We start from the raw sequence: 21,249 nt of genomic DNA, 5'->3' as shown, positions 1-21,249 counted from the left end.
CGCTCAGCCAGGTGACTCCGCTAACGTTCGCACCCATGAGCAACCTCGACGGCCGCACGGCCCTCGTCACCGGCGCCAGCCGAGGTATCGGTAAGGCCATCGCCGCCCACCTGCTTGCCAGCGGCGCGAACGTGCTGATCACCGCCCGTAAACCGGAGCCGCTCGCCCAGGCCGCCAGCGACCTGGCCGCGCTCGGCCACCCCGGCCGGGTGGAGGCGTTGGCCGGCAATTCCGGTGACGCTCAAGCCCGCGCCGACGCCGTGGCGAAGGCCGTCGAAGAGTTCGGTTCGCTGGACATCCTGATCAACAACACCGGCATCAACCCGGTGTACGGCGACCTGATGACCGCCGACCTCGACGCAGTGCGCAAGATTTTCGACGTCAATGTGGTGGCCGCGCTCGGTTACGTGCAGGAAGCGCACAAGGCGTGGATGGGCGAACACGGCGGCGCCGTCGTCAACCTCGCCAGTGTCGCCGGCCTGCGCTCGACTGGGGTGATCGGCGCGTATGCGGCGTCGAAGGCAGCGCTGATCCGGCTGACCGAGGAGCTCGCGTGGCAGCTGGGGCCGAAGATCCGGGTGAACGCGGTCGCGCCGGCGGTGGTGAAGACCCAGTTCGCGACGGCGCTCTACGCGTCGGGCGAGGATGAAGCGGCTCGGCCCTACCCGATGAAGCGCCTGGGTGCGCCCGAGGACGTGGCCGAGTTGGTGGGCTTTCTGGTGTCGGATGCGGCGTCGTGGATCACCGGCGAGACCGTGCGGGTCGATGGTGGGCTGCTCGCTACCGGTGGGCTGTAACCCCACCCCCGCCGCGCGCCTCTTTGCGGTGTCGCACAGGCACTGGGGGGTGCGCCGCCGCAAAACCCCGCGCGGCAGTGGGGTGGTTAGGTGAACGCAGCCACCGACGTCGCCATCGTCGGGCTCGGGCCCGCCGGCCGCGCACTGGCGCACCGCTGCCTGCGCCACGGGCTGCGGGTCAGCGTGGTCGATCCGCACCCGAAGCGACGGTGGACGCCGACGTACGCCTGCTGGCTCGACGAGCTGCCATCCTGGATCGCGCCGGCGGTGATCGCCCAGACGATCGCCCACCCGGCGGTGTGGGCGAATCAGCGACGCGCTCTGGACAGGCCGTATTGCGTGTTGGACACGGCCGCTTTGCAGGACAGCCTCACACTTGACGGCGCCGACAGTTACGCCGCCACGGCCGTGGGACTCGACCGCCATACGGTGGCGCTCTCCTCCGGGGACGAACTGTCCGCGCAGCACGTGATCGACGCGCGCGGCGCCGCACCCGGGCCTGGCGTCGCCCAGCAGACGGCGTTCGGCGTGATCGTTTCCGCCGACCGCGCGCAACCCGTGCTCGACGGCCAGCAGGCGTGGTTCATGGACTGGCGCAACGACAATGGCGCCTCGCCCGGCGATCCTGCGTCGTTTCTGTACGCAATGCCGTTGAGCGACCGCAGAGTTCTGCTGGAGGAAACGAACCTGGTTGGCCGCCCGGCGCTCGGGTTACGAGAGCTGCAGCGCCGCTTGGGTGTTCGTCTGCGCAATCGCGGCTTGACGGTCGACGGAACCGAGCCGGTCGAGCGGGTGCGCATCGCCGTCGAACCGCCGCCCTCCGGTCCTGAAGGCGTGACCGCTTTCGGGGCGCGCGCCGGACTGATGCATCCCGGTACCGGCTACAGCGTGGCCGCGTCATTGCAGGCTGCCGATCGGTTCGCTCAGGCGTTGGCTGACGGCGCCGATCCCCACGCCATACTCTGGCCCCCGCGCGCTCGCGCCGTGCAGGCATTGCGCCGCGCGGGATTGCGTAGCCTGCTGGGTCTCGAACCTGGGCGCACCGCCGCATTTTTCGATGCCTTCTTCGCCTTGTCGCCTGCCCACCAGCGCGCCTACCTGTCCGACCGGTACAGCCTCGGCGGGACGGCGGCGGCAATGACCGCCCTATTCGCGGCACTCCCGGCGGACCTGCGCCGTACCGTCGCCTTCGCCACGATGCGGCGCCGCATTCACTCGCCTAATCGCCGCAATTCGACCATCATGGTGGAATGAGGTCGATTTGGAAGGGCTCCATCGCCTTCGGACTGGTCAATGTCCCGGTAAAGGTCTACACCGCCACCGAGGACCACGACATCAGGTTTCACCAGGTCCATGCCAAGGACGGCGGTCGCATCAAGTACGACCGGGTGTGCTCCGTTTGCGGTAAGTCGGTGCAGTACGCCGATATCGACCGGGCCTACGACTCCCCCGACGGTGAGCGCGTCATCCTCACCGACGAAGACTTCGCCAAACTGCCCGCCGCGGAGAAGCACGAGATCCCGGTGTTGCAGTTCGTTCCGTCCGAACAGATCGACCCGATCATGTTCGAGCGCAGCTATTACCTCGAACCGGATTCATCGACGCCGAAAGCCTATGTGCTGCTGGCAAAGACGCTCGAGAAGATCGACCAGACCGCGTTGGTGCACTTTACCCTCCGACAGAAGACCCGGCTGGCTGCACTGCGGGTCCGCGACGGCGTACTGGTGTTGCAAACCTTGTTGTGGCCGGACGAGATTCGCGCGGCCGAGTTCGAATCCCTCGAAGGGGTGGCCGAGCCGCGGCCGCAGGAACTCAAAATGGCTGAGACGCTTGTGGAAAGCATGTCCGGCGACTTCGAACCCTCCGAATACACCGACGACTACCAGATCGAGTTGCAGAAGATGCTCGACGAGACGATCGCCTCCGGTGGCAAGAAGGTGATCCCGGTGGCCGAGGTAGAGGAGGAAACCGAGGACGCCGAAGTGGTGGATCTCGTTGCGGCGCTGCAGCGCAGCGTCGAGGCCGCAGGCCGGCGTACCGATTCGACGGCCAAGGAAGCCCCGGCCAAGAAGCCCGCAGCCAAGAAGGCATCGGGCACCAAGTCGACCGCAAAGAAAGCGCCTGCCAAGAAGTCGGCGTCGCGTGCCCGAAAGGGCGCCTGAGGACGTCGAGTAGCGTTGTCGGCATGCATGATTCCGTCACAGTGCACATGGCTGCTGCGCCGCAGCAGATTTGGGAGCTGATCAGCGACGTCACCCGCGTCGGCGAATTCAGCCCGGAAACCTTCGGCGCGGAGTGGGTCGGCAAGTCGACCGGTCCGGCGCTCGGCGCGAAGTTCCGCGGGCACGTGAACCGCAACGGCTGGGGACTCAAGTACGCGACGGTGTGCCGTGTGGTCGAGTGCGAACCTGGTCGGTCCTTCGCCTTCACGGTGCTCGGGCCGCGCGGCGTGCCGATCAACACGTGGAGTTACCACCTCGAACCGGACGGCGACGGCACGAACGTCACCGAATCCTTTCGGCTGCACAACCTGCTGCCGCTGCGGCTGTACTGGCTGGTGGCCGGTTGGACGCGCGGAAAGACCAACCGCGACAACATGGCGGCCACGCTGAATCGCATCAAGTCAGTGGTCGAGACTGCCGAGCAATGAATTTCACACCCGAGCAGGTTCGGCGCCGGTAGCCGACCAGCGACCGTTTCGCCGTTCGATCCGAATCGGGTGGCCGAATGCCTGCGATACCGTCTCGGAGGTCAACGCCTCGGCCACCGGACCCGCAGCAACGGTGCGGCCCCCGGCGAGTACAACAGCATGCGTGGTCGATGCCGGCAGCTCTTCCAGATGATGGGTGACCAGCACCGACGACAGCTCGGGCCGCAATGACCGCACGTCGGCAAGGATGCCGAGCAGGATTTCCCGCGCGGCGAGGTCGAGCCCGGTGGTCGGCTCGTCGAGCAGCAACAGCCTGGGTTCGGTGATCAACGCGCGGGCGATCAGTGCGCGACCGCGCTCCCCTTGCGACAGCACAGACCACAGGCTCGATGCACGCGCCGCCAATCCCAACGCCTCGATCAGCTCATCGGCGCGGCAGCTCTCGGCTGCAGTCGGCGACCACCGCTTCGGCAAATCGGCCGCGGCGAGCAACCCGGTGAGCACCGCCTCCCGCACGGAGAGGTACGGCTCGATCCGGGTACGCGGATCGACGTGGCCGATATGCGTTCGCAGCCAACGCATATCGACCCTGCCGAGCCGATGCCCCAGCACTGCTACGGTGCCTTTGGTCGGGTGGAGCCGGGCACCACACAGCGCAAGCAGTGTGGACTTGCCGGCACCGTTGGGACCCAACAGCGCCCACTGCTCGCCGGGGCGCACGTCGACGCTGACCGCCTCGATGAGCGAACGGCCTTGCCGCACAACGGTCACCTCACATACCGACAGCACCGTGTCACTCATGGCAGCGACTCCAATTCGTTGGCGACACCGAGCAGGTGATCGCGCGCCAGCGCCTCGGCGCGGTGGGAATCGCCGGCGAGGATCACCTCGACGAGCGCCGCGTGCGCGTCCGCGTCCTGCTGGGTGGCTGGCATCAACTCGAGTAATTCGGTCATCGCCTCGACAAGCCGTGGCTGCAGACTGTCGAAAAGCGCAAGCAGCAGCGAGTTGTGCGCGGCCTGGACAACCTCGCGGTGAAAGCGGATGTCGGCGCCCGCCAGTTCCGCGGGAGCCGCGGTGACGAGTCCGTTTCGGACGACCAGCGCGCGGCGGATCCGCGCTGCGTCGTCCCGGTGGTGGCAGGCTGCGGCAAGCGCGGCGGCGCGCGACTCGATGGCCACGCGCACCTGGACCAGTTCGGTAATGGCGCTGATCTCGGCAAGCCGATTCCACCCGTCGATCCCGGTCGTCGACGACACGAACACGCCGATCCCCTGCCGTGAGCTGAGCACGCCGCGGGCAGCCAACTGACGGATTGCTTCCCGGATGGTGGATCGCCCCACGTTCAACTCGGCCGCGAGGGCCAGCTCACCAGGGATCTGGTCCCCCACTTCCCAGCGACCATTGCGGATCTCATCAAGCAGTGCTTGGGCCGCCTGCTGCGAAAGCGGTACCCGCGTCAGCGCTTCCATCTTAACTCCTCAGGTTGTCTGACAAGTTACGGCAGGTAGCTACCGTTGGCAATTTCGCGGCGCTATTGCAGGCCGTATCCAGGCGGAATACCGTTCATTCATGCGTGGCCGAGGCCGGGACCGATGGCGCCGGTTTACGCGCCGATTCCATGCGCATCGCGCGCATGTCGGGGGTTTCGCTGTCGAATCGGCTTGCGGTATGTGCAACCGCAGCTCACCACACCCCAGGAGTCCGAAATGAACGTTTCGAAGCGGTTCCTGCAGTTGTTGCTGGCGACGGCGCTCGCCGGCCTCTACTTCCTTGCCCTGCCGGTCGCCCAGGCCGATCCTGCCAATGACTTGACCGGGATGATTCCGACCGGCTACAGCAGCGATTCCTGCAAGACCGTCGATCCGCCCGCCTCCCGCGCCGTCGCCACCGTTGACTGCTTCAACAACAGCGATCCGGGCGGCGCTGCGGCAGCACGGTATTCGCTGTATCAAAACACCGCAGACGTCGCCTACGGGTTCCAAAGCAGCACCGGCGACGACCAGTTGGTCAACTGCCCCGGCCAGGACACCTCACCGGGCACGTGGCACTACAAGAACGCACCCGACCAAACCGCCGGACAAGTCGCATGCGGGATCTACCAAGGCAAGAACGAGGTCATGTGGACCAACGATCAGAAACTGTTCCTCGGCACAGCGCAAGGAACCGACCTGAACGCGCTGTACTCCTGGTGGGAGAACTCAGCGCGGGCCTAGACCGTGAATCCGAGGGCGCGCAACTGTTCGCGGCCGTCCTCGGTGATCTTGTCCGGCCCCCACGGCGGCACCCACACCCAGTTGATCTGCAGATCGTTGACTATCCCGCTACGCACCAGCGCGTTGCGGGACTGATCCTCGATGACGTCGGTCAACGGGCACGCCGCCGAGGTCAGTGTCATGTCCAGCATGGCGGTGTCCTCGTCGTCGGAAACCGAAATGCCGTAGACGAGTCCGAGGTCGACGACATTGATGCCGAGCTCGGGGTCCACGACGTCACGCATTGCCTCCTCGATGTCATCGAGTAGCTTCTCGCGCTGAGTGTCGGTCGTCTCGCTCACTGATGCCTCCCTACAGCATCTTTGAATGCCATCCAGCCCAGCAGCGCGCATTTCACGCGTGCCGGATACTTGGACACGCCGACGAACGCGATGCCGTCGCCGATCACGTCCTCGTCACCGTCAATTGTGCCGCGGCTGCTGATCATTTCGTTGAATGCGTCGACGACCCCGAGGGCTTCGCCGACCGGCACGCCGATCACCTGATCGGTGAGCACCGATGTCGATGCCTGGCTGATCGAACAGCCCTGACCGTCGTAGGACACGTCCTCCACGATGCCGTTGTTGATGCGTACCCGCAGGGTGACCTCGTCACCGCAGGTCGGGTTGACATGGTGCACCTCGGCGCCGAACGGCTCGCGCAGCCCGCGGTGATGCGGATGTTTGTAGTGATCCAGGATCACATCCTGGTACATCTGCTCCATTCGCATGACGCTCAGGCTCTCCCGGAGGAGGTCGTACCGAAAAACGACTGCGCCCGGCGGACCGCTGCGACCAAGGCATCTACCTCGTCGAGGGTGTTGTACAGCGCGAACGATGCACGCGCGGTCGCGGCGATGCCGAACCGGCGATGCAGCGGCCACGCGCAGTGGTGTCCGACGCGCACGGCGACGCCCTCGTCGTCGAGAATCTGGCCGAGGTCGTGGGCGTGGATGCCGTCCACAATGAAGGAAACGGCGCCGCCGCGGTCCACATTCTCGGTAGGCCCGATGATGCGCAGCCCGTCGATCTCACCCAGGCCGTCCAGCGCTGCCGACACCAGCGTGTGTTCATGCGCCGCAACCGCTTCCATGCCGATCGCGTTCAGATACCGCACCGCTGCGCCGAGCCCGACCACCTGTGAGGTCATCGGCACGCCGGCCTCGAAGCGCTGCGGTGGGGCCGCGTAGGTGGTCGCCTCCATGGTCACGGTCTCGATCATCGACCCGCCCGTGATGAACGGCGGCATCTCCCGCAACAGCTCCGCACGGCCGTACAGCACGCCGACACCCGACGGCCCGAGCATCTTGTGCCCCGAGAACGCCGCGAAATCGACTCCGAGCGCGCGGAAGTCGACCGGCATGTGCGGCACCGACTGGCAGGCATCCAGGACCACCAGTGCGCCAACGGCTTTGGCGCGACGCACCAATTCCTCGACGGGCGCGACGGCGCCGGTGACGTTGGACTGGTGGGTGAAGGCAACGACCTTCACCCTGTCGGTGAGTTCGAGCGAGTCGAGATCAATCCGGCCGGAGTCCGTTACGCCGTACCACTTCAGCGTCGCACCCGTCCGGCGCGCGAGCTCCTGCCACGGAACGAGATTGGCGTGGTGTTCGAGTTCGGTGATGACAATCTCGTCGCCGGGTGCCAACACATGCGCAAACCGGTTGTCGGAGAACGCATACGTGACCAGGTTGAGCGATTCCGTCGCGTTCTTGGTGAACACGATTTCCTCGTCGGACACGCCGACGAACGCGGCGATGTCGGCCCGGGCGCCCTCGTAGGCGTCGGTCGCTTCTTCGGCAAGCTGGTGCGCACCGCGGTGTACCGCGGCATTACAGGTCAGCAGAAACTCGCGCTCGGCATCGAGAACCTGCACCGGTCGCTGTGAGGTGGCCCCGGAATCGAGGTACACCAACGGTTCTCCGTCGCGCACAGTGCGGTTCAGGATCGGGAAGTCGGCCCGAACCTTGGTGATGTCGAGGATGTCGAGTTCTGCTGTCATGCGGGTTACGCTCCAGCGGTTGCGGTTTGGGTGAAGCTAGCGTATCCGTTGGCGTCGAGTTCCTCGGCGAGCTCCGGGCCGCCCTCGGCGACGATACGACCACCGACGAACACGTGGACGAACTGCGGCTGGATGTAGCGCAGGATCCGCGTGTAGTGGGTGATCAGCAGCAGGCCACCGTTTTCGCGTTCCTTGTAGCGGTTCACGCCCTCGGAAACGATGCGCAGCGCGTCCACGTCGAGGCCGGAGTCGGTCTCGTCGAGAATGGCGATCTTGGGCTTGAGTAGGTCAAGCTGCAGGATTTCGTGGCGCTTCTTCTCACCACCGGAGAAACCCTCGTTGACACTGCGCTCGCTGAACGCGGGGTCGATTTCGAGCTCCGCCATGGCGGTCTTGACTTCTTTGACCCAGTGCCGCAGCTTGGGCGCCTCGCCGCGCACGGCAGTGGCGGCGGTGCGCAGGAAGTTCGACATCGACACGCCGGGCACCTCGACCGGGTACTGCATGGCCAAAAACAGGCCCGCGCGGGCCCTTTCATCGACGGTCATGGCCAGCACGTCCTCGCCGTCGAGGGTGATGGTCCCCTGGGTGACCGTGTACTTCGGGTGGCCTGCGATGGCGTAGGACAGCGTCGACTTACCGGATCCGTTGGGGCCCATGATCGCGTGGGTCTGTCCCGACTTCACCGTCAGGTTGACGCCCTTGAGGATCTTGATGGGCTCGGCGTTCTCGTCGGGGTTGGCGACTTCGACGTGCAGGTCGCGAATTTCCAGAGTGGTCACTTGATTCAGGCTCCAATCGCTGCCAGTTCGGCCTCGATGGCTGCCTCGAGGCGTTCGCGGACGTCCGGGACCGCGATCTTGTTGATGATTTCGTGGAAGAAGCCGCGCACGACCAGGCGGCGCGCCACATCTTCGGGAATGCCACGAGCGCGCAGGTAGAACAGCTGCTCGTCGTCGAAGCGCCCGGTGGCGCTGGCGTGGCCGGCGCCGACGATCTCGCCGGTCTCGATCTCGAGGTTGGGCACCGAGTCGGCGCGGGCACCGTCGGTGAGCACCAGGTTGCGGTTCACCTCGAAGGTGTCGGTGCCCTCTGCCTCGGCGCGGATGAGCACGTCGCCGATCCACACGGTGTGGGCGTCAGGAGTGGAGCCTGCGGAACGACCATCAGACACATGTTTGTCCGAGCCGGGATCGCCCTGCAGCGCACCCTTGTACAGCACGTTCGACTTGCAGTGCGGCTTGGAATGATCCACGAGCAGTCGCTGCTCGAAGTGCTGACCGGCGTCGGCGAAGTACAGCCCGAGCAGCTCGGCGTCGCCACCCGGCCCGTCGTAGTGCACGGTTTCGGTGATCCGCACCAAGTCGCCACCCAAAGTCACATTGGTGTGCCGGAACATCGCGTCGCGGCCGACTTTGACGTGCTGTGCCGCGGTGTGCACGGCGTCGTCGGCCCAATCCTGCACCGCCACAACGCGAAGCTGCGCGCTGTCGCCCAGAACGAACTCGACGTTTTCCGCGTAGGTGCCGCTGCCGCGCTGGTCGATGACCACCGTCGCGTCGGCGAAGCGGCCCAGCCGGATCTGCAGGTGGCCAAACGCCACCTTGTCCGCCCCGGGACCGGTGACGGTCACGACGATCGGCTCGCGGATGGTGGCCTCGTTGGGCACCTCGACGATCGTGGCTGTCGTAAACGACGAATATGCCTGAGCAGCAACCCGGTCGGCGGGTACGCCAGCCTCGCCGAGCCGGGTGTCGGCACGATCCACCGTCGCCACGGCAACGCCATGAACGTCGGAAACCTCCACTGTGGCTTCACCATTGGCGACCGCGGTGCCGTCATGGAGCCCGCGCAAGCGACGCAGCGGAGTGAACCGCCACGCCTCGTCGCGACCCGACGGAACTTCGAAGGCACTCACGTCGAACGACGTGAAAACCTCACCCTTGTTGACAGCTGGGCGCGCTTCAGCCGCGACCGCCACGTTCTGTGCAGTCACTTAGCCGACCGCTCCTTCCATCTGCAGCTCGATCAAGCGGTTGAGTTCGAGCGCGTACTCCATCGGCAGTTCCTTGGCGATCGGCTCGACGAAACCGCGAACCACCATGGCCATCGCCTCGTCCTCGGTGAGGCCGCGGCTCATCAGGTAGAACAGCTGGTCCTCGGACACCTTGGAAACGGTGGCCTCGTGACCCATCGTCACGTCGTCCTCGCGAATGTCGACGTAGGGGTAGGTATCCGACCGGCTGATCGTGTCCACCAGCAGCGCGTCGCACTTCACGGTCGAGCGCGACCCGTGCGCACCCTTGTGCACTTGAACCAGGCCGCGGTACGACGCCCGGCCACCGCCGCGCGCCACCGACTTCGACACGATGGTCGAGGACGTGTGCGGTGCCAAATGCAGCATCTTCGCGCCGGTGTCCTGGTGCTGACCCTCGCCGGCGAACGCCACGGACAGCACTTCACCCGTGGCGTGCTCCCCGGTCATCCACACGGCCGGGTACTTCATGGTCACCTTCGAGCCGATGTTGCCGTCGATCCACTCCATGGTCGCGCCAGCCTCGGCCTTCGCCCGCTTGGTCACCAGGTTGTAGACGTTGTTCGACCAGTTCTGGATGGTCGTGTAGCGGCAGCGCCCACCCTTTTTGACGACGATCTCCACGACCGCCGAGTGCAGCGAGTCCGACTTGTAGATCGGCGCGGTGCAGCCTTCGACGTAATGCACGTAGGCGCCCTCGTCGACGATGATCAGCGTCCGCTCGAACTGGCCCATGTTCTCGGTGTTGATCCGGAAGTAGGCCTGCAGCGGAATGTCGACGTGCACGCCCGGCGGCACGTAGATGAACGAGCCGCCCGACCACACCGCCGTGTTGAGCGCGGAGAACTTGTTGTCCCCGGCCGGGATCACGCTGCCGAAGTACTCCCGGAAGATCTCCGGATGTTCCTTCAGGCCGGTGTCGGTGTCGAGGAAGATCACGCCCTGGGACTCGAGATCCTCACGGATCTGGTGGTAGACAACTTCGCTCTCGTACTGCGCGGCCACACCCGCGACCAACCGCTGCTTCTCGGCCTCCGGAATGCCCAGCTTGTCATAGGTATTGCGGATGTCCTCGGGCAACTCGTCCCAGCTCGCGGCTTGCTTCTCCGTGGAACGGACGAAGTACTTGATGTTGTCGAAGTCGATACCGTCGAGGTTGGAACCCCAGTTCGGCATCGGCTTGCGATCGAAGATGCGCAACGCCTTGAGACGGTTTTCCAGCATCCACTCCGGCTCGTTCTTCTTCGCCGAAATGTCGCGGACCACCGCCTCGGAGAGACCGCGCTGTGCGCTTGCGCCCGCGACATCCGAGTCTGCCCAGCCATAGCCGTATCGGCCGAGCGAAGCAATCGCTTCCTCCTGCGTCAGCGGCGCGGTTTTGGTCGGATCCGTGACCGTGGGGTCGGTGACCGTCATCGGTGCTCCTTCCGGAGGCTCGTCGGTGCCGGGGCGGGCTGAGCCCCGGGCGTTGGGGAAGTCTTGTCCAGTTGCATCAGCGGCACGTGCGTCGTACAGGCACAGTCACCGTTGGCGATGGTGGCCAGCCGCTGGACGTGGGTGCCGAGCAACTCCCGAAAAGCGTCGAGTTCCGCCTCGCAGAGCTGCGGAAATTCCTCGGCAACGTGCGATACCGGGCAGTGGTGCTGGCAGATCTGCACACCGGCGCCGACCTGACGGGTCGAGGCGGCAAAGCCTGCGCTGGTGAACGCGTCCGCAATCTCGTCGGCCTTGGCGGCGAGTTGCTCCGGTTCGTGCTGGGCTACCGGTGTCACGTCGGCGACGATCGCCTGGACCCGTGCGCGGGCGAAGTCCTCGATGGCAGTCTCGCCGCCGATCGCCTGCAGCTGCCGCATTGCGGCACCCGCCAGGTCGTCATAGGCGTGGCCCAACCGGCCCCTGCCCTTGGCGGTGAGCTGATACCGCTTGGCCGGGCGTCCGCGTCCTCGTTGTTGCCAGCGCGGCGGGGTTACCAGCCGCGCCTCACCCGACTCGATCAGCGCGTCGAGGTGTCGCCGCACGCCGGCGGCGGTCAAGCCAAGCTTGTCACCGATCTCCGTGGCTGAAACCGGCCCGTCCGCGAGCAGCAGATCGACGACAGCCGCACGGGTCTGACCCTCGTGCGTGGCATCGCCGTGCGCGTCGGCAAGCACAGAACTCCCGCGGGCCGGGAGCTCGGGAGCGGTTTTCACAACACCAGTGTGACGGAATTCCGCGCGCCGTTCCACCAAGGGTGCCCTCACTAACACCGAATTGGCTGCGACGGCCTTCCGGAACCGGTTTGATTGACCCATGAGAGTCACCTCGAGCACCAGGCTGGCCTCGGAATTGCGGCTGCAACCATCGGCGCAGTCGGCGTTGCGTCAGCTCAGCCTCGAAGACATCGCCAAGCTCAACGAGTTGATCGAGGCCGCTCGGGTGCGGCACCGCTCGGAGATGCGCAGCGCGATCATCGAGTCCGTGAAATTTTTGCCGATCGGCAAGCTCTACGACTTCGCGACGAGGGGGCGCAGATGAGCCGGCTCGCCGCCGACGCCGAACTGGTCAAACTGGCGAATCTGTTTGGCGTCGACCAGTCCGAGGTTGCGTTCCTTTCCCCGCTCGACGCCGAGCCATTGCGGCTGCTGCGGGAGGCCGTCGCCGAACATTTGTTGGAAGAGGACCGGCCGCTGTTGCGCCGGCTCGCCCGCATCGCCGAACGCCTGCCGAGCCGGGCCGGTGGGTGGCTCGCCACCCACATCAGTCCGGTCATCTCGGCGGGCATCGTCGTCGACATACCGGCTCGGCGAGGTGCGCTGCTGGCCAAGCACGTCGACCCGGTGCTGCTGGCCGACGTCTGCGTGCACCTCGACCCGCGGCGAGCGCGTGACCTCATTCAGCTGCTGCCGGTCACGAAGATCGTCGACATCGCCCTCGAACTCGATTCGCGCGACGACTTCGTCACGATGAGCCGGTTCGTCGACTTCCTGTCCGACGATACGATTCTGGCAGTTGAGGAAGCGATTTCCGACGAAACAAGGCTGCTGCGCATCGCATTCCTGATGGAGTCCAAAAACCGCGTAGACCACATTTTCCGGATGCTCCCCAGTGAGCGCATTCAGCGCTTGCTCATGCGCATCCAGGAGGACCCTGAGGGTCTCATTGCGGAGTTCCTCTCGCTGCTCGTGCATGTCAGCTACGGATTCAAACGCGAGCTCGGTGACATCCTCGCCGCCCAGGATGACCAGTTGATCGACGCCTACATCTCTGCCGTGGACCGGCGGGATCTGTGGGCCGACGTTCTGCCTGTCGTCTCGGCAATGTCACCGCAATCGCAGGAACGGGTGGTGCAGCTAGCACCGCTGCGTGACGAGGCCGTCCAAGCAAACATCCTGCGCACCGCCGACAAGTTCGAGATGTGGGGTCTGGTGCTGCCGCTGGTGGCGCAAATGGGCGACGAGAACCGCTCGGCTGTCGCCCGAATCATCGCCAAAATGCCGGAATCCTCCATGCGAGTCGCGGTCGACGCTGCGCTGATCGGCGAACACTGGGGAATTCTGCTCAATCTCGTCTCCCGGATGCCGGCGAACAAGCAGGCTGAGTTCACCGGCATCGTCTACGGCCTCGGCCAGGTCGATCCGAATCTGTGCGAACGGATCATCAACGAGGCTAAGGCGCTCGGCATCGATACGAGCCCGACAGTCGGCGCGTCCGCCTAAAGCAGGGTCTCCTTGATGGCGGACAGTTGCGCGCTCGCATGGTCGTAGCCGAGCGCGATCAGATCATCGAGCCGCTTCCAATCGAACATGCCGAAGTCATCGACCGGCATACGGATGTACGCGTCGGCGTTGATCGCTGACTCCTCCACCGCGACCGAGCTGGTCAGCATGGCGGTGCGAACGAGAATTTCGGCCAGCGACGGGGTCTTGGTGGCGCCCTTCCAGTTCACCAGCGCCTGCAGGTCCGGTTCGCCGATTCCCGCGCCCGGAGCGCGCAGCGCGCCGTCGGTGCTGACGTTGCAGGCCACCACCACTCCCCGTTCGAGGCGACGCATGACGTCGATGGGCAGGTTGTCGACCACCCCGCCGTCGCACAACAATTCGCCCTCGTAGGCGACCGGCGGTGCGACGCCGGGCACACACATGCTCACCGCGATCCAGCGGTAGAGCAGCCCGCGGTCGCAGACCAGCGCCTGTCCAGTAGTCAGGTTCGTGCCGATGCAGAAATAGGTTCGGCGCAACTCCTCGATCATGCGGTCACCGAAGATCGAATGCAGCCGCGCCGCGAACCGCTCTCCCTTGATCAGCGAGGTCCGCGGCAGCGAGTAGTCGTTGAGATAGTTGGCACGCACGAATGTCTCGCGACAGATCTCGGCCATGTCCATGCTGTTGAAACCGCACGCCGACAGGGCCGCGATGAATGCGCCCATGCTCGTGCCACCGGTGACGTCGATGGGAATGTTCATCTCTTCCATCGCGCGAATCAGTCCGATGTGCGCAAAACCGCGTGCTCCCCCGCCGCCCAGCACCAAGGTGACGCCGCGACTGGTGACCTGCCGCGCCAACGAGTCGAGTTCGCTTGGCGCCCAAGGATGTACAAAATAGTGGGCGCGCGCGCCGGTGATCTCGCGCCAGGCCATCGTCTGTGGCGAGGGGTCGCCCTCCGGACGCAGCAGCACCAACTCGACCGGTGCCGCCATGCCGTTGGCCTGCAGTTCGCTCAACGCTGGAATGGGCATCGGGTTGGCGATGGCCTCCGCCAGCACCAGCACCCGATCCGCGTTGTGCAGGCAGCGCGTGGCCCACGCATCGCGACCGGAATCGGCGGCGAAAACCAGATAGTCGTGGCGGCGGTCGAGGTCGTCGAGCCAATCGTTGATCCGCGCCGATGCCTCGACATCGCTCAGCGGCGCTCGTGCGGTTCCCTCCCCGAGGGCAGCGTCGACATGCTCAGCGGTGATGAGCCGCGCGGCCGGCCAGCCCGAGAGGCGATGGACCATCGTCTCGGCAAGGACGCGCACCGGTACGTCGCCGCTGGACGGAATCACGGCGAAGGTGCCGTGGGCGTTGTTGGATCGCGACTGCCGGCCACGCTTGACTGCCAGCGGAAGTTGGGTGATCGCCCGCCGCAGAAACGCTCGGTGCCCGATCGGATGGGCGTCCATGAGTTCGAGATAGGACGGCGCATCGATGCCGAGCACGACGCTGTCGCGCAGCGCCTGCACGGTCGCCGTGCGCGGTCCGCCGGTCAACAGATCCGTCGCTCCGACTGGATCGAGTCGATCGAGATACCCGATCACAGCTCCCTCCGCGGTCACCCGCAGCCGCCCGCGCACGAGGAAATACATCGTGGTGGTCGGATCGCCCTCGCGATACAGGATTGCGCCGCTGGTCAACTCGTCCAGCGAACCGCGCTCGCACAGCTGGGCAATTCCGGTTTCCCCCAATGCAGCCAACTCCGGCGAACGGGCAAGGATTTTGACCAGCTCAGCGGTTGATTCGATCCCCGTGGTGTTGGTGGCGTCACTCACGCGCTCAGAGTAGTGATCGACGGTCGATCGGTACGGGCTTTCAGCGGACCCGACTACGCTGCTTCAGTGTGATGGCGGTGGTGGGCAGTAGGAACGCTGCCGAGACGCACGCGGTCGGGCACGAACCCGACACTGTGCGCAGCCGACTGCTCGCCCGAACCCGCCGGATCTTCGGCCTCGACGTCGCTCCGGAACATACCGTCGCGATCCTGCACGGTGACGAACCCGAGGCGCCCGGGCTCAATGCCCGCGAGTTGGTGGCGCTGCGCAACATCCGCTGGTTCGGCGCGACCGGATCCGTCCTGATGGCCATGGGCGCCTTGGGTGCGGGAGCACAACCCGTGCTGCAGAACCCGGTCTATGGCATCCGGGTGCTCAGCCTGCCGTCGCGGATGCTGACCACCGCGCTGACGATGACGATGACCGGCACGGTCATGGTGGTGCTCGCCTGGTTGCTGCTCGGTCGCTTCGCCATCGGGACGACCGGCGCCGACGCCCCGCCGCGGCGACTGAGCCGCAGCCAACTCGACCGCACCCTGCTGCTGTGGATCATTCCGCTGGCGGTGGCGCCGCCGATGTTCAGCCGCGACGTCTACTCCTATCTGGCCCAGAGCGAGATCGCCGCACGCGGAATGGACCCCTATGCGATCGGACCCGGGCCCGCACTCGGCGTCGATCACGTGCTCACTCGCACGGTCCCCACCATTTGGCGCGACACACCAGCGCCGTACGGCCCCCTGTTCCTCTGGATGGGCAAGGGCATTTCCCTGCTGACCGGGGATAACATCGTCGTCGGCATCTTTTTGCACCGACTGCTCGCCCTGGCCGGTGTGGCCATGATCGTGTGGGCGCTCCCGCGGCTGGCGCGGCGGTGCGGGGTCGCGAGTGTGAGCGCGCTCTGGCTGGGCGCCGCGAACCCGCTGTTGCTGTTTCACCTCGTTTCCGGCGTGCACAACGAGGCACTGATGCTGGGTCTGATGCTGGCCGGATTCGAGATCGCCCTGCGGGCAGTGGAGTCGACGCAGCCCATCGCCGGGCGACAAATGTGGTACCTGGTGGCCGGGACTGGGCTGATGGCGTTGTCGACGACCATCAAGATCACCTCGATCGTGTCACTGGGTTTTCTCGGCATGGCGCTCGCCCGGCGCTGGGGTCGCAGCCTGCGTTCGTTGGCCATGTCCGCTGCATTGCTCGGTGTGATTTCTGCCGCAGTGATATTCACGGTCAGTGAGGTCAGCGGACTCGGTTTCGGCTGGATCCACACCCTCGGGACCGCCAACGCAGTGCGGAGCTGGATGTCGCTGCCGACCTCCATAGGCATCATCACGGGATTCGGCGGAGTCCTGCTCGGGCTCGGCGACCACACGACGGCCGTACTGAACCTGACCCGGCCGATCGCCGCGCTGGTAGCGGCGTTTATCGGACTGCGAATGCTGATCGCGACCTACACGGGACGCTTGCACGCCGTCGGAGCACTCGGCGTCGGGCTCGGTGCCATGGTTCTGCTGTTCCCGGTGGTCCAGCCCTGGTACCTGCTGTGGGCGGTGATTCCGCTGGCCGCCTGGGCGACACGCCCGGCGTTCCGCATCCCGACGATCGCGTTCTCTTCGCTGGTCAGCGTGATTCTCATGCCGAACGGCGCCGAGTTCAAACCATTCACCATTGTGCAGGCGTCGATCGCCACGGTGATCGTCTGCGGGACCCTCATCCTGGCGACCCGCAACCGGCTGCCCTGGCGGGTCGACGCGGGGGCGGAAACGGCTGATGCCGCCCGCGGGGCTTACGCTGAATCCTCGTGACTGCGCAAGTTTCCCGATCGGCGGTGTCGGACCCCCCTGCCGTGAGTCTGGACGGCGTGGTCAAGAAGTACGGCTCGCTGACCGCGGTCGATGGTTTGTCGCTACAAGTGGAGCGCGCTCAGGTCCTCGCCCTGCTCGGACCCAACGGGGCCGGCAAGACCACGACCGTCGAGATGTGCGAGGGGTTCGTCAGGCCCGACGCGGGCACGGTCCGAATCCTCGGGCTCGACCCGATCGCGGACTCGGCGGCGCTGCGGCCGCGGATCGGCGTCATGCTCCAGGGCGGCGGCGCGTACCCCGGCTCGCGCGCCGGCGAGATGCTGCATCTGGTGGCGTCGTACTCCGCCAACCCGCTCGATCCCGAGTGGCTGCTTCGTTCCCTCGGACTGCTCGACGCCGCGAAGACACCGTACCGTCGCCTTTCCGGCGGCCAACAACAGCGCCTCGCGCTGGCATGCGCCTTGGTCGGGCGACCCGAGCTGGTCTTCCTCGACGAGCCGACCGCCGGCCTCGACGCCCAGGCGAGGCTGCTCGTGTGGGAACTCATCGACGCGCTGCGCCGCGACGGCGTCAGCGTGCTGCTGACGACGCACATGATGGACGAAGCGGAGCAACTTGCCGACGAACTGATCATCATCGACCACGGCCGGATCGTCGCTGCCGGAACGCCCACCGAGATCACCACCCGCGGAGCCGAAGGCCAGCTGCGCTTTTCCGCGCCACCGAAACTGGACCTCGAATTGTTGACCGCCGCGTTGCCCGAGGGGTACGCGCCGCGGGAGACGACCCCCGGCTGCTACCTCGTGGAGGGCGACATCAACCCGCAAGTACTGGCAACCGTCACCGCCTGGTGCGCGCGGATCGGCGTGCTCACCACCGACATGCGGGTCGATCAGCGCCGACTGGAGGACGTATTCCTCGACCTGACGGGCCGGGAGCTGCGCGGATGACCGAGACCACCAGGTTCGCCCCGGGCACCTTCGCGCCCGATCCGCGCCCCAGCGCGCCGCTGCGCATGCTGCGGGCACAGAGCACGCTCGAGCTGGTGCTGCTGCTGCGCAACGGCGAACAACTGCTGCTCACCATGTTCATCCCGATCACCATCCTGGTGGGTCTGACCCTGCTGCCGTTCGGCGCCTTGGGCAGCGATCGCGTCGACACGGTGGTGCCCGCGGTGATGATGGTCGCGGTCATGTCCACGGCGTTCACCGGCCAAGCCATCGCGGTCGGGTTCGACCGCCGCTACGGCGCGCTGAAGCGGCTCGGCGCGACGCCGTTGCCGAAGTGGGGCATCATCGCCGGCAAGAGCGTCGCGGTGGTCATCGTCGTCGTGGTGCAGGCAGTGGTGCTCGGGGCAATCGGATTTGCGCTCGGCTGGCGACCCAGCATCGGCGGCCTGCTGCTCGGTGCCGCGCTGATATTGCTCGGTACCGCGTGTTTTGCCGCGCTGGGTTTGCTGCTGGGCGGCACGCTCAAGGCTGAAGTCGTGTTGGCACTGGCCAACATCGCCTGGTTCGTGTTGCTCGGCATCGGCAGTGTGATCTTCGCCCCAAATCTGCCCGAATGGCTCCGGATCGCCGCTCGGTTGATCCCGTCGGGCGCGCTCGCCGAAGCGCTCAAACAGGCCCTCGACCTGACGGTGGACTGGTATGGCATCGTCGTCCTGGCCGTCTGGGGTCTGCTCGCCGGGTGGGCCGCGACCCGCACCTTCCGGTTCTTCTAGCTGCCCACTCCTCTACCATCGAAGCGTGCTTTATCGCGGCTTCCTCCGGATCGTCGACCGGCTGCCGCTGCCGTCGCCGCACGTCCAACGACTCATTGCGCTGGCAGTCATCGTGTCGCAGGCCGGCATCTCGATCACCGGCGCAATCGTTCGGGTGACCGCATCCGGGCTCGGCTGCCCCACTTGGCCGGAATGCTTCCCAGGCAGCTTCGTCCCGGTGCCGCACGCCGAGGTCGCCGGCTTCCACCAAGCCATTGAGTTCACCAACCGCATGTTCACCTTCCTGGTGGTGATCTGCGCGGCGCTCGTCGTGCTCGCGGTGACCCGCGCCCGCCGCCGTCGCGAAGTGTTCGTCTTCGCCTGGCTGATGCCGGCCGGGACCGTCCTGCAGGCGGTCATCGGCGGCATCACCGTGCGCACTGGGTTGCTGTGGTGGACCGTGGCCGTGCACTTGCTCGCGTCGATGCTGATGGTCTGGCTGTCGGTGCTGCTGTACACGAAGATCGTCGCGCCCGACGATGGGGTGGAGACCTCGACCGTGCCGACCCCGCTGCGCTGGCTGTCCGGCCTGGCCGGCGTGGTGCTGAGCTTTGTGCTCGTCGCAGGCACGATGGTCACCGGCGCCGGCCCGCACGCCGGAGACCAGAGCGCCACCTACACGGTCCCGCGGCTGAATATCGAGATCGTGACGCTGGTGCACGCGCACGCCGAACTTCTCGTCGGTTACCTTGCGCTCGTCATCGGGCTGGGTTTCGCCCTCTATGCGGTCGACGCGTCTGCCGCCGTCAAACGGCGGTTTCAGGTGCTGATTGTGCTGATCGTCGCCCAGGCTGCGGTTGGCGTGGTGCAGTACTTCACGCACGTCCCGTCGGCGCTGGTGGCGATTCACGTCGGCGGCGCCGCGGCCTGCACCGCCGCGACCGCGGCGCTGTGGGCAGCGACCCGCACCCGGGAGCCGCTGCCGGAAACCACCACTGCCGCGACAGTTCCTGCGACCTACCCCTGTGCGTGAAATTTCACCGTCACCGGTGAAATTTCACGCACAGGCGGATTATCGCGGCTTCGGGAACTTGGTCTGGTTGGCGACCCAGCCGGCCATCTTTCGCCAGTGACCCTTGCGCGGGGTGGCGACCGCGGTGACATCACGAACCCAGTCGGTGATGGTCACGGCATCGAATTCATCGACCGCAGCCCGCGCCTGGGCCATCGTCGCGACCACGCGATCGCCGAGCACGCCATCGGCACCCACGAGGGTGATCCGCACGCCGACGCGGCCCAACGGCTGCAACACCGCCTTCGCGGTGCCGCCATGATCGGCCAAAAACTTCTCGATTGACTTCACGACGCCAGCGGGCGCCTTCGTCACGGCTTCGGTCGTCATAGCGGACAACGATACTGGTTGTTCGATGCGCCTCACGTGTGCGGCTATGGCTGTTCCGCGACGACCACACTGCACCTCGGAGCGTCCGAACACTCCCGTCGGGTAGAACAGAACTCATGCGAGCCATCCAAGTGAGCGAACTCGGCGGTCCTGAGGTCCTTTGTCCCGTCGAGGTTCCGGAGCCAGCGTGCGGCGCCAACCAGGTCCTGGTGCGGACCGATGCGATCGGCGTGAACTACATCGACACCTACATCCGCACCGGCGCCTACCCGCGCGAACTGCCCTACATTCCCGGCTCAGAGGGCACCGGAGTGGTGACCGAGGTCGGCGCGGACGTCACCGACCTGAAAGTCGGCGATCGGGTGGCGTGGGCCGAGGCCGAGGGAAGTTACGCGGAAATTGTTGCCGTGGACGCCGCAAACGCGGTGCCAGTGCCGGATGCCGTGGGCAAGCCGGAGGCCGCGTCCGCCCTGCTGCAGGGAATGACCGCGCACTACCTGCTGAATTCCGTGTACAACGCCCAACACGGCGACACCGTTCTGGTGCACGCCGGTGCCGGCGGAGTCGGGCTGATGCTCACCCAACTCGCCGCCGCGCGCGGGATCCGGGTGATCACCACCGTGTCCACCGACGAAAAGGAGGCGCTGTCGAAGGAGGCCGGTGCGTGGCAAGTGCTGCGCTACGGCGACGACCTGGCCGATGAGGTGCGCAAACTCACCGACGGTGAAGGCGTCGCGGTGGCGTACGACGGCGTCGGCGCGGCAACGTTCGAGGCAAGCCTCGCGTCGGTGCGGATCCGCGGCATGGTTGCGTTGTTCGGCTCAGCCAGCGGCAAGGTGCCGCCCTTCGACCTGCAGCGGCTCAACGCGGCGGGCTCGCTGTTCGTCACCCGGCCGACCCTGGCGCACTACACCCGCACCGCTGAAGAACTGCGCTGGCGAGCGGGCGATGTTTTCAACGCCCTCGCCGACGGCACCCTACGCGTTCGGGTTGGCGCTACATATCCCCTAGCAGACGCCGCGCGGGCGCACCGGGATTTGGAGGGGCGTAAGACAACCGGATCGATCGTCTTGCTGCCCTGAGGCACAGTCGATCGGGT

At 66.1% G+C, this 21,249-nt stretch carries 23 protein-coding genes; 12 read left to right on the top strand and 11 right to left on the bottom strand.

What is annotated here, in order from left to right; genetic code table 11:
* The first annotated feature begins 35 nt into the window (after positions 1–35).
* The 4 genes from FOS14_RS18420 (at position 36) to FOS14_RS18405 (ending at position 3,447) form a co-directional block, all read left to right on the top strand.
* On the top strand, positions 36–797 hold the full coding sequence (locus FOS14_RS18420) for an SDR family oxidoreductase (RefSeq protein ID WP_143772279.1): 762 nt from the start codon (positions 36–38) through the stop codon (positions 795–797).
* A gap of 90 nt (positions 798–887) precedes the next feature.
* Complete coding sequence (locus tag FOS14_RS18415) at positions 888–2,051, top strand: lycopene cyclase family protein (protein ID WP_143772278.1); 1,164 nt, start codon at positions 888–890, stop codon at positions 2,049–2,051.
* Positions 2,048–2,959: a Ku protein gene (locus FOS14_RS18410; RefSeq protein WP_143772277.1), complete on the top strand. Its 912-nt coding sequence runs from the start codon at positions 2,048–2,050 to the stop codon at positions 2,957–2,959. Before FOS14_RS18415 ends, FOS14_RS18410 begins: the two co-directional genes overlap by 4 nt.
* A 23-nt stretch (positions 2,960–2,982) precedes the next feature.
* Positions 2,983–3,447, top strand: coding sequence for an SRPBCC family protein (locus FOS14_RS18405; RefSeq protein WP_143772276.1), 465 nt, complete (start codon positions 2,983–2,985; stop codon positions 3,445–3,447).
* Positions 3,448–3,450: 3 nt separating this feature from the next.
* Here the strand turns inward: FOS14_RS18405 and FOS14_RS18400 are convergent, their stop codons facing one another.
* Together FOS14_RS18400 and FOS14_RS18395 are read right to left on the bottom strand one after the other, a co-directional pair.
* Positions 3,451–4,248 (bottom strand): ABC transporter ATP-binding protein, encoded by a 798-nt coding sequence (locus FOS14_RS18400; protein ID WP_143772275.1) that lies wholly within the window; start codon positions 4,246–4,248, stop codon positions 3,451–3,453.
* Positions 4,245–4,919, bottom strand: a complete 675-nt coding sequence (locus FOS14_RS18395) for a FadR/GntR family transcriptional regulator (RefSeq protein WP_143772274.1) — start codon at positions 4,917–4,919, stop codon at positions 4,245–4,247. The genes FOS14_RS18400 and FOS14_RS18395 overlap by 4 nt, the downstream gene beginning before the upstream one ends.
* A 237-nt stretch (positions 4,920–5,156) precedes the next feature.
* On the opposite strand from FOS14_RS18395, the gene FOS14_RS18390 reads away from it, so the two are divergent.
* Positions 5,157–5,663 (top strand): hypothetical protein, encoded by a 507-nt coding sequence (locus FOS14_RS18390; protein WP_143772273.1) that lies wholly within the window; start codon positions 5,157–5,159, stop codon positions 5,661–5,663.
* Here the strand turns inward: FOS14_RS18390 and FOS14_RS18385 are convergent.
* Genes FOS14_RS18385 through FOS14_RS18355 form a run of 7 tightly spaced genes read right to left on the bottom strand, consistent with a single transcriptional unit; the run spans position 5,660 to position 12,032 of the window.
* Positions 5,660–6,004, bottom strand: a complete 345-nt coding sequence (locus FOS14_RS18385) for a metal-sulfur cluster assembly factor (protein WP_143772272.1) — start codon at positions 6,002–6,004, stop codon at positions 5,660–5,662. The genes FOS14_RS18390 and FOS14_RS18385 overlap by 4 nt on opposite strands.
* A complete protein-coding gene (gene sufU, locus FOS14_RS18380) occupies positions 6,001–6,432 on the bottom strand; it encodes a Fe-S cluster assembly sulfur transfer protein SufU (protein WP_143772271.1) in 432 nt (143 codons plus the stop codon). The genes FOS14_RS18385 and sufU overlap by 4 nt, the downstream gene beginning before the upstream one ends.
* A gap of 5 nt (positions 6,433–6,437) precedes the next feature.
* On the bottom strand, positions 6,438–7,706 hold the full coding sequence (locus tag FOS14_RS18375) for a cysteine desulfurase (RefSeq protein ID WP_143772270.1): 1,269 nt from the start codon (positions 7,704–7,706) through the stop codon (positions 6,438–6,440).
* Between the two features lie 5 nt (positions 7,707–7,711).
* Positions 7,712–8,488 carry a Fe-S cluster assembly ATPase SufC gene (sufC, locus tag FOS14_RS18370; protein WP_143772269.1) on the bottom strand — a complete coding sequence of 259 codons (777 nt, stop codon included), beginning with the start codon at positions 8,486–8,488 and terminating at the stop codon, positions 7,712–7,714.
* Between the two features lie 5 nt (positions 8,489–8,493).
* Positions 8,494–9,702, bottom strand: a complete 1,209-nt coding sequence (gene sufD, locus FOS14_RS18365; RefSeq protein WP_143772268.1) for a Fe-S cluster assembly protein SufD — start codon at positions 9,700–9,702, stop codon at positions 8,494–8,496.
* Positions 9,703–11,157 carry a Fe-S cluster assembly protein SufB gene (gene sufB, locus FOS14_RS18360; protein ID WP_143772267.1) on the bottom strand — a complete coding sequence of 485 codons (1,455 nt, stop codon included), beginning with the start codon at positions 11,155–11,157 and terminating at the stop codon, positions 9,703–9,705.
* Positions 11,154–12,032, bottom strand: coding sequence for a metalloregulator ArsR/SmtB family transcription factor (locus FOS14_RS18355; protein WP_143772266.1), 879 nt, complete (start codon positions 12,030–12,032; stop codon positions 11,154–11,156). The genes sufB and FOS14_RS18355 overlap by 4 nt, the downstream gene beginning before the upstream one ends.
* Between FOS14_RS18355 and FOS14_RS18350 the strand changes: the two genes are divergently transcribed.
* A complete protein-coding gene (locus FOS14_RS18350) occupies positions 12,031–12,255 on the top strand; it encodes a hypothetical protein (protein ID WP_143772265.1) in 225 nt (74 codons plus the stop codon). The genes FOS14_RS18355 and FOS14_RS18350 overlap by 2 nt on opposite strands.
* Entirely contained in the window at positions 12,252–13,436 is a 1,185-nt protein-coding gene (locus FOS14_RS18345; RefSeq protein WP_143772264.1) for a hypothetical protein, read from the top strand. The genes FOS14_RS18350 and FOS14_RS18345 overlap by 4 nt, the downstream gene beginning before the upstream one ends.
* On the opposite strand, the gene FOS14_RS18340 is transcribed toward FOS14_RS18345, so the two are convergent.
* Positions 13,433–15,247 (bottom strand): patatin-like phospholipase family protein, encoded by a 1,815-nt coding sequence (locus tag FOS14_RS18340; protein WP_143772263.1) that lies wholly within the window; start codon positions 15,245–15,247, stop codon positions 13,433–13,435. The genes FOS14_RS18345 and FOS14_RS18340 overlap by 4 nt on opposite strands.
* A 134-nt stretch (positions 15,248–15,381) precedes the next feature.
* Here FOS14_RS18340 and mptB point away from each other — a divergent pair, with 134 nt between their 5' ends.
* From mptB to FOS14_RS18320, 4 genes are read left to right on the top strand one after another with little or no spacing between them, the layout of a single operon-like run.
* Entirely contained in the window at positions 15,382–17,046 is a 1,665-nt protein-coding gene (gene mptB / locus FOS14_RS18335) for a polyprenol phosphomannose-dependent alpha 1,6 mannosyltransferase MptB (protein WP_370512260.1), read from the top strand.
* On the top strand, positions 17,043–17,996 hold the full coding sequence (locus FOS14_RS18330; protein WP_143772262.1) for an ABC transporter ATP-binding protein: 954 nt from the start codon (positions 17,043–17,045) through the stop codon (positions 17,994–17,996). The genes mptB and FOS14_RS18330 overlap by 4 nt, the downstream gene beginning before the upstream one ends.
* Positions 17,993–18,769, top strand: coding sequence for an ABC transporter permease (locus FOS14_RS18325; protein WP_143772261.1), 777 nt, complete (start codon positions 17,993–17,995; stop codon positions 18,767–18,769). Before FOS14_RS18330 ends, FOS14_RS18325 begins: the two co-directional genes overlap by 4 nt.
* 25 nt (positions 18,770–18,794) lie before the next feature.
* Complete coding sequence (locus tag FOS14_RS18320) at positions 18,795–19,781, top strand: heme A synthase (protein WP_143772260.1); 987 nt, start codon at positions 18,795–18,797, stop codon at positions 19,779–19,781.
* Positions 19,782–19,820: 39 nt separating this feature from the next.
* Here FOS14_RS18320 and FOS14_RS18315 read toward each other — a convergent pair whose 3' ends face one another.
* On the bottom strand, positions 19,821–20,150 hold the full coding sequence (locus FOS14_RS18315; protein WP_143772259.1) for a hypothetical protein: 330 nt from the start codon (positions 20,148–20,150) through the stop codon (positions 19,821–19,823).
* A gap of 116 nt (positions 20,151–20,266) precedes the next feature.
* Between FOS14_RS18315 and FOS14_RS18310 the strand changes: the two genes are divergently transcribed.
* Positions 20,267–21,232, top strand: a complete 966-nt coding sequence (locus tag FOS14_RS18310) for a quinone oxidoreductase (protein WP_143772258.1) — start codon at positions 20,267–20,269, stop codon at positions 21,230–21,232.
* The last annotated feature ends 17 nt before the right edge of the window (positions 21,233–21,249 follow it).

Source organism: Skermania sp. ID1734, from assembly GCF_007489285.1.
Taxonomy (GTDB): domain Bacteria; phylum Actinomycetota; class Actinomycetes; order Mycobacteriales; family Mycobacteriaceae; genus ID1734.
This window is presented reverse-complemented; position numbering and strand designations above follow the sequence as displayed.

Coding starts and splice junctions, on each gene's coding strand:
- sufU (WP_143772271.1), bottom strand. CDS start 6,432: ATGCGAATGGAGCAGATGTACCAGGATGTGATCCTGGATCACTACAAA.
- FOS14_RS18315 (WP_143772259.1), bottom strand. CDS start 20,150: ATGACGACCGAAGCCGTGACGAAGGCGCCCGCTGGCGTCGTGAAGTCA.
- FOS14_RS18345 (WP_143772264.1), top strand. CDS start 12,252: ATGAGCCGGCTCGCCGCCGACGCCGAACTGGTCAAACTGGCGAATCTG.
- sufB (WP_143772267.1), bottom strand. CDS start 11,157: ATGACGGTCACCGACCCCACGGTCACGGATCCGACCAAAACCGCGCCG.
- FOS14_RS18325 (WP_143772261.1), top strand. CDS start 17,993: ATGACCGAGACCACCAGGTTCGCCCCGGGCACCTTCGCGCCCGATCCG.
- FOS14_RS18355 (WP_143772266.1), bottom strand. CDS start 12,032: ATGGGTCAATCAAACCGGTTCCGGAAGGCCGTCGCAGCCAATTCGGTG.
- FOS14_RS18420 (WP_143772279.1), top strand. CDS start 36: ATGAGCAACCTCGACGGCCGCACGGCCCTCGTCACCGGCGCCAGCCGA.
- FOS14_RS18395 (WP_143772274.1), bottom strand. CDS start 4,919: ATGGAAGCGCTGACGCGGGTACCGCTTTCGCAGCAGGCGGCCCAAGCA.
- FOS14_RS18390 (WP_143772273.1), top strand. CDS start 5,157: ATGAACGTTTCGAAGCGGTTCCTGCAGTTGTTGCTGGCGACGGCGCTC.
- FOS14_RS18375 (WP_143772270.1), bottom strand. CDS start 7,706: ATGACAGCAGAACTCGACATCCTCGACATCACCAAGGTTCGGGCCGAC.
- FOS14_RS18400 (WP_143772275.1), bottom strand. CDS start 4,248: ATGAGTGACACGGTGCTGTCGGTATGTGAGGTGACCGTTGTGCGGCAA.
- FOS14_RS18350 (WP_143772265.1), top strand. CDS start 12,031: ATGAGAGTCACCTCGAGCACCAGGCTGGCCTCGGAATTGCGGCTGCAA.
- FOS14_RS18410 (WP_143772277.1), top strand. CDS start 2,048: ATGAGGTCGATTTGGAAGGGCTCCATCGCCTTCGGACTGGTCAATGTC.
- FOS14_RS18310 (WP_143772258.1), top strand. CDS start 20,267: ATGCGAGCCATCCAAGTGAGCGAACTCGGCGGTCCTGAGGTCCTTTGT.
- FOS14_RS18405 (WP_143772276.1), top strand. CDS start 2,983: ATGCATGATTCCGTCACAGTGCACATGGCTGCTGCGCCGCAGCAGATT.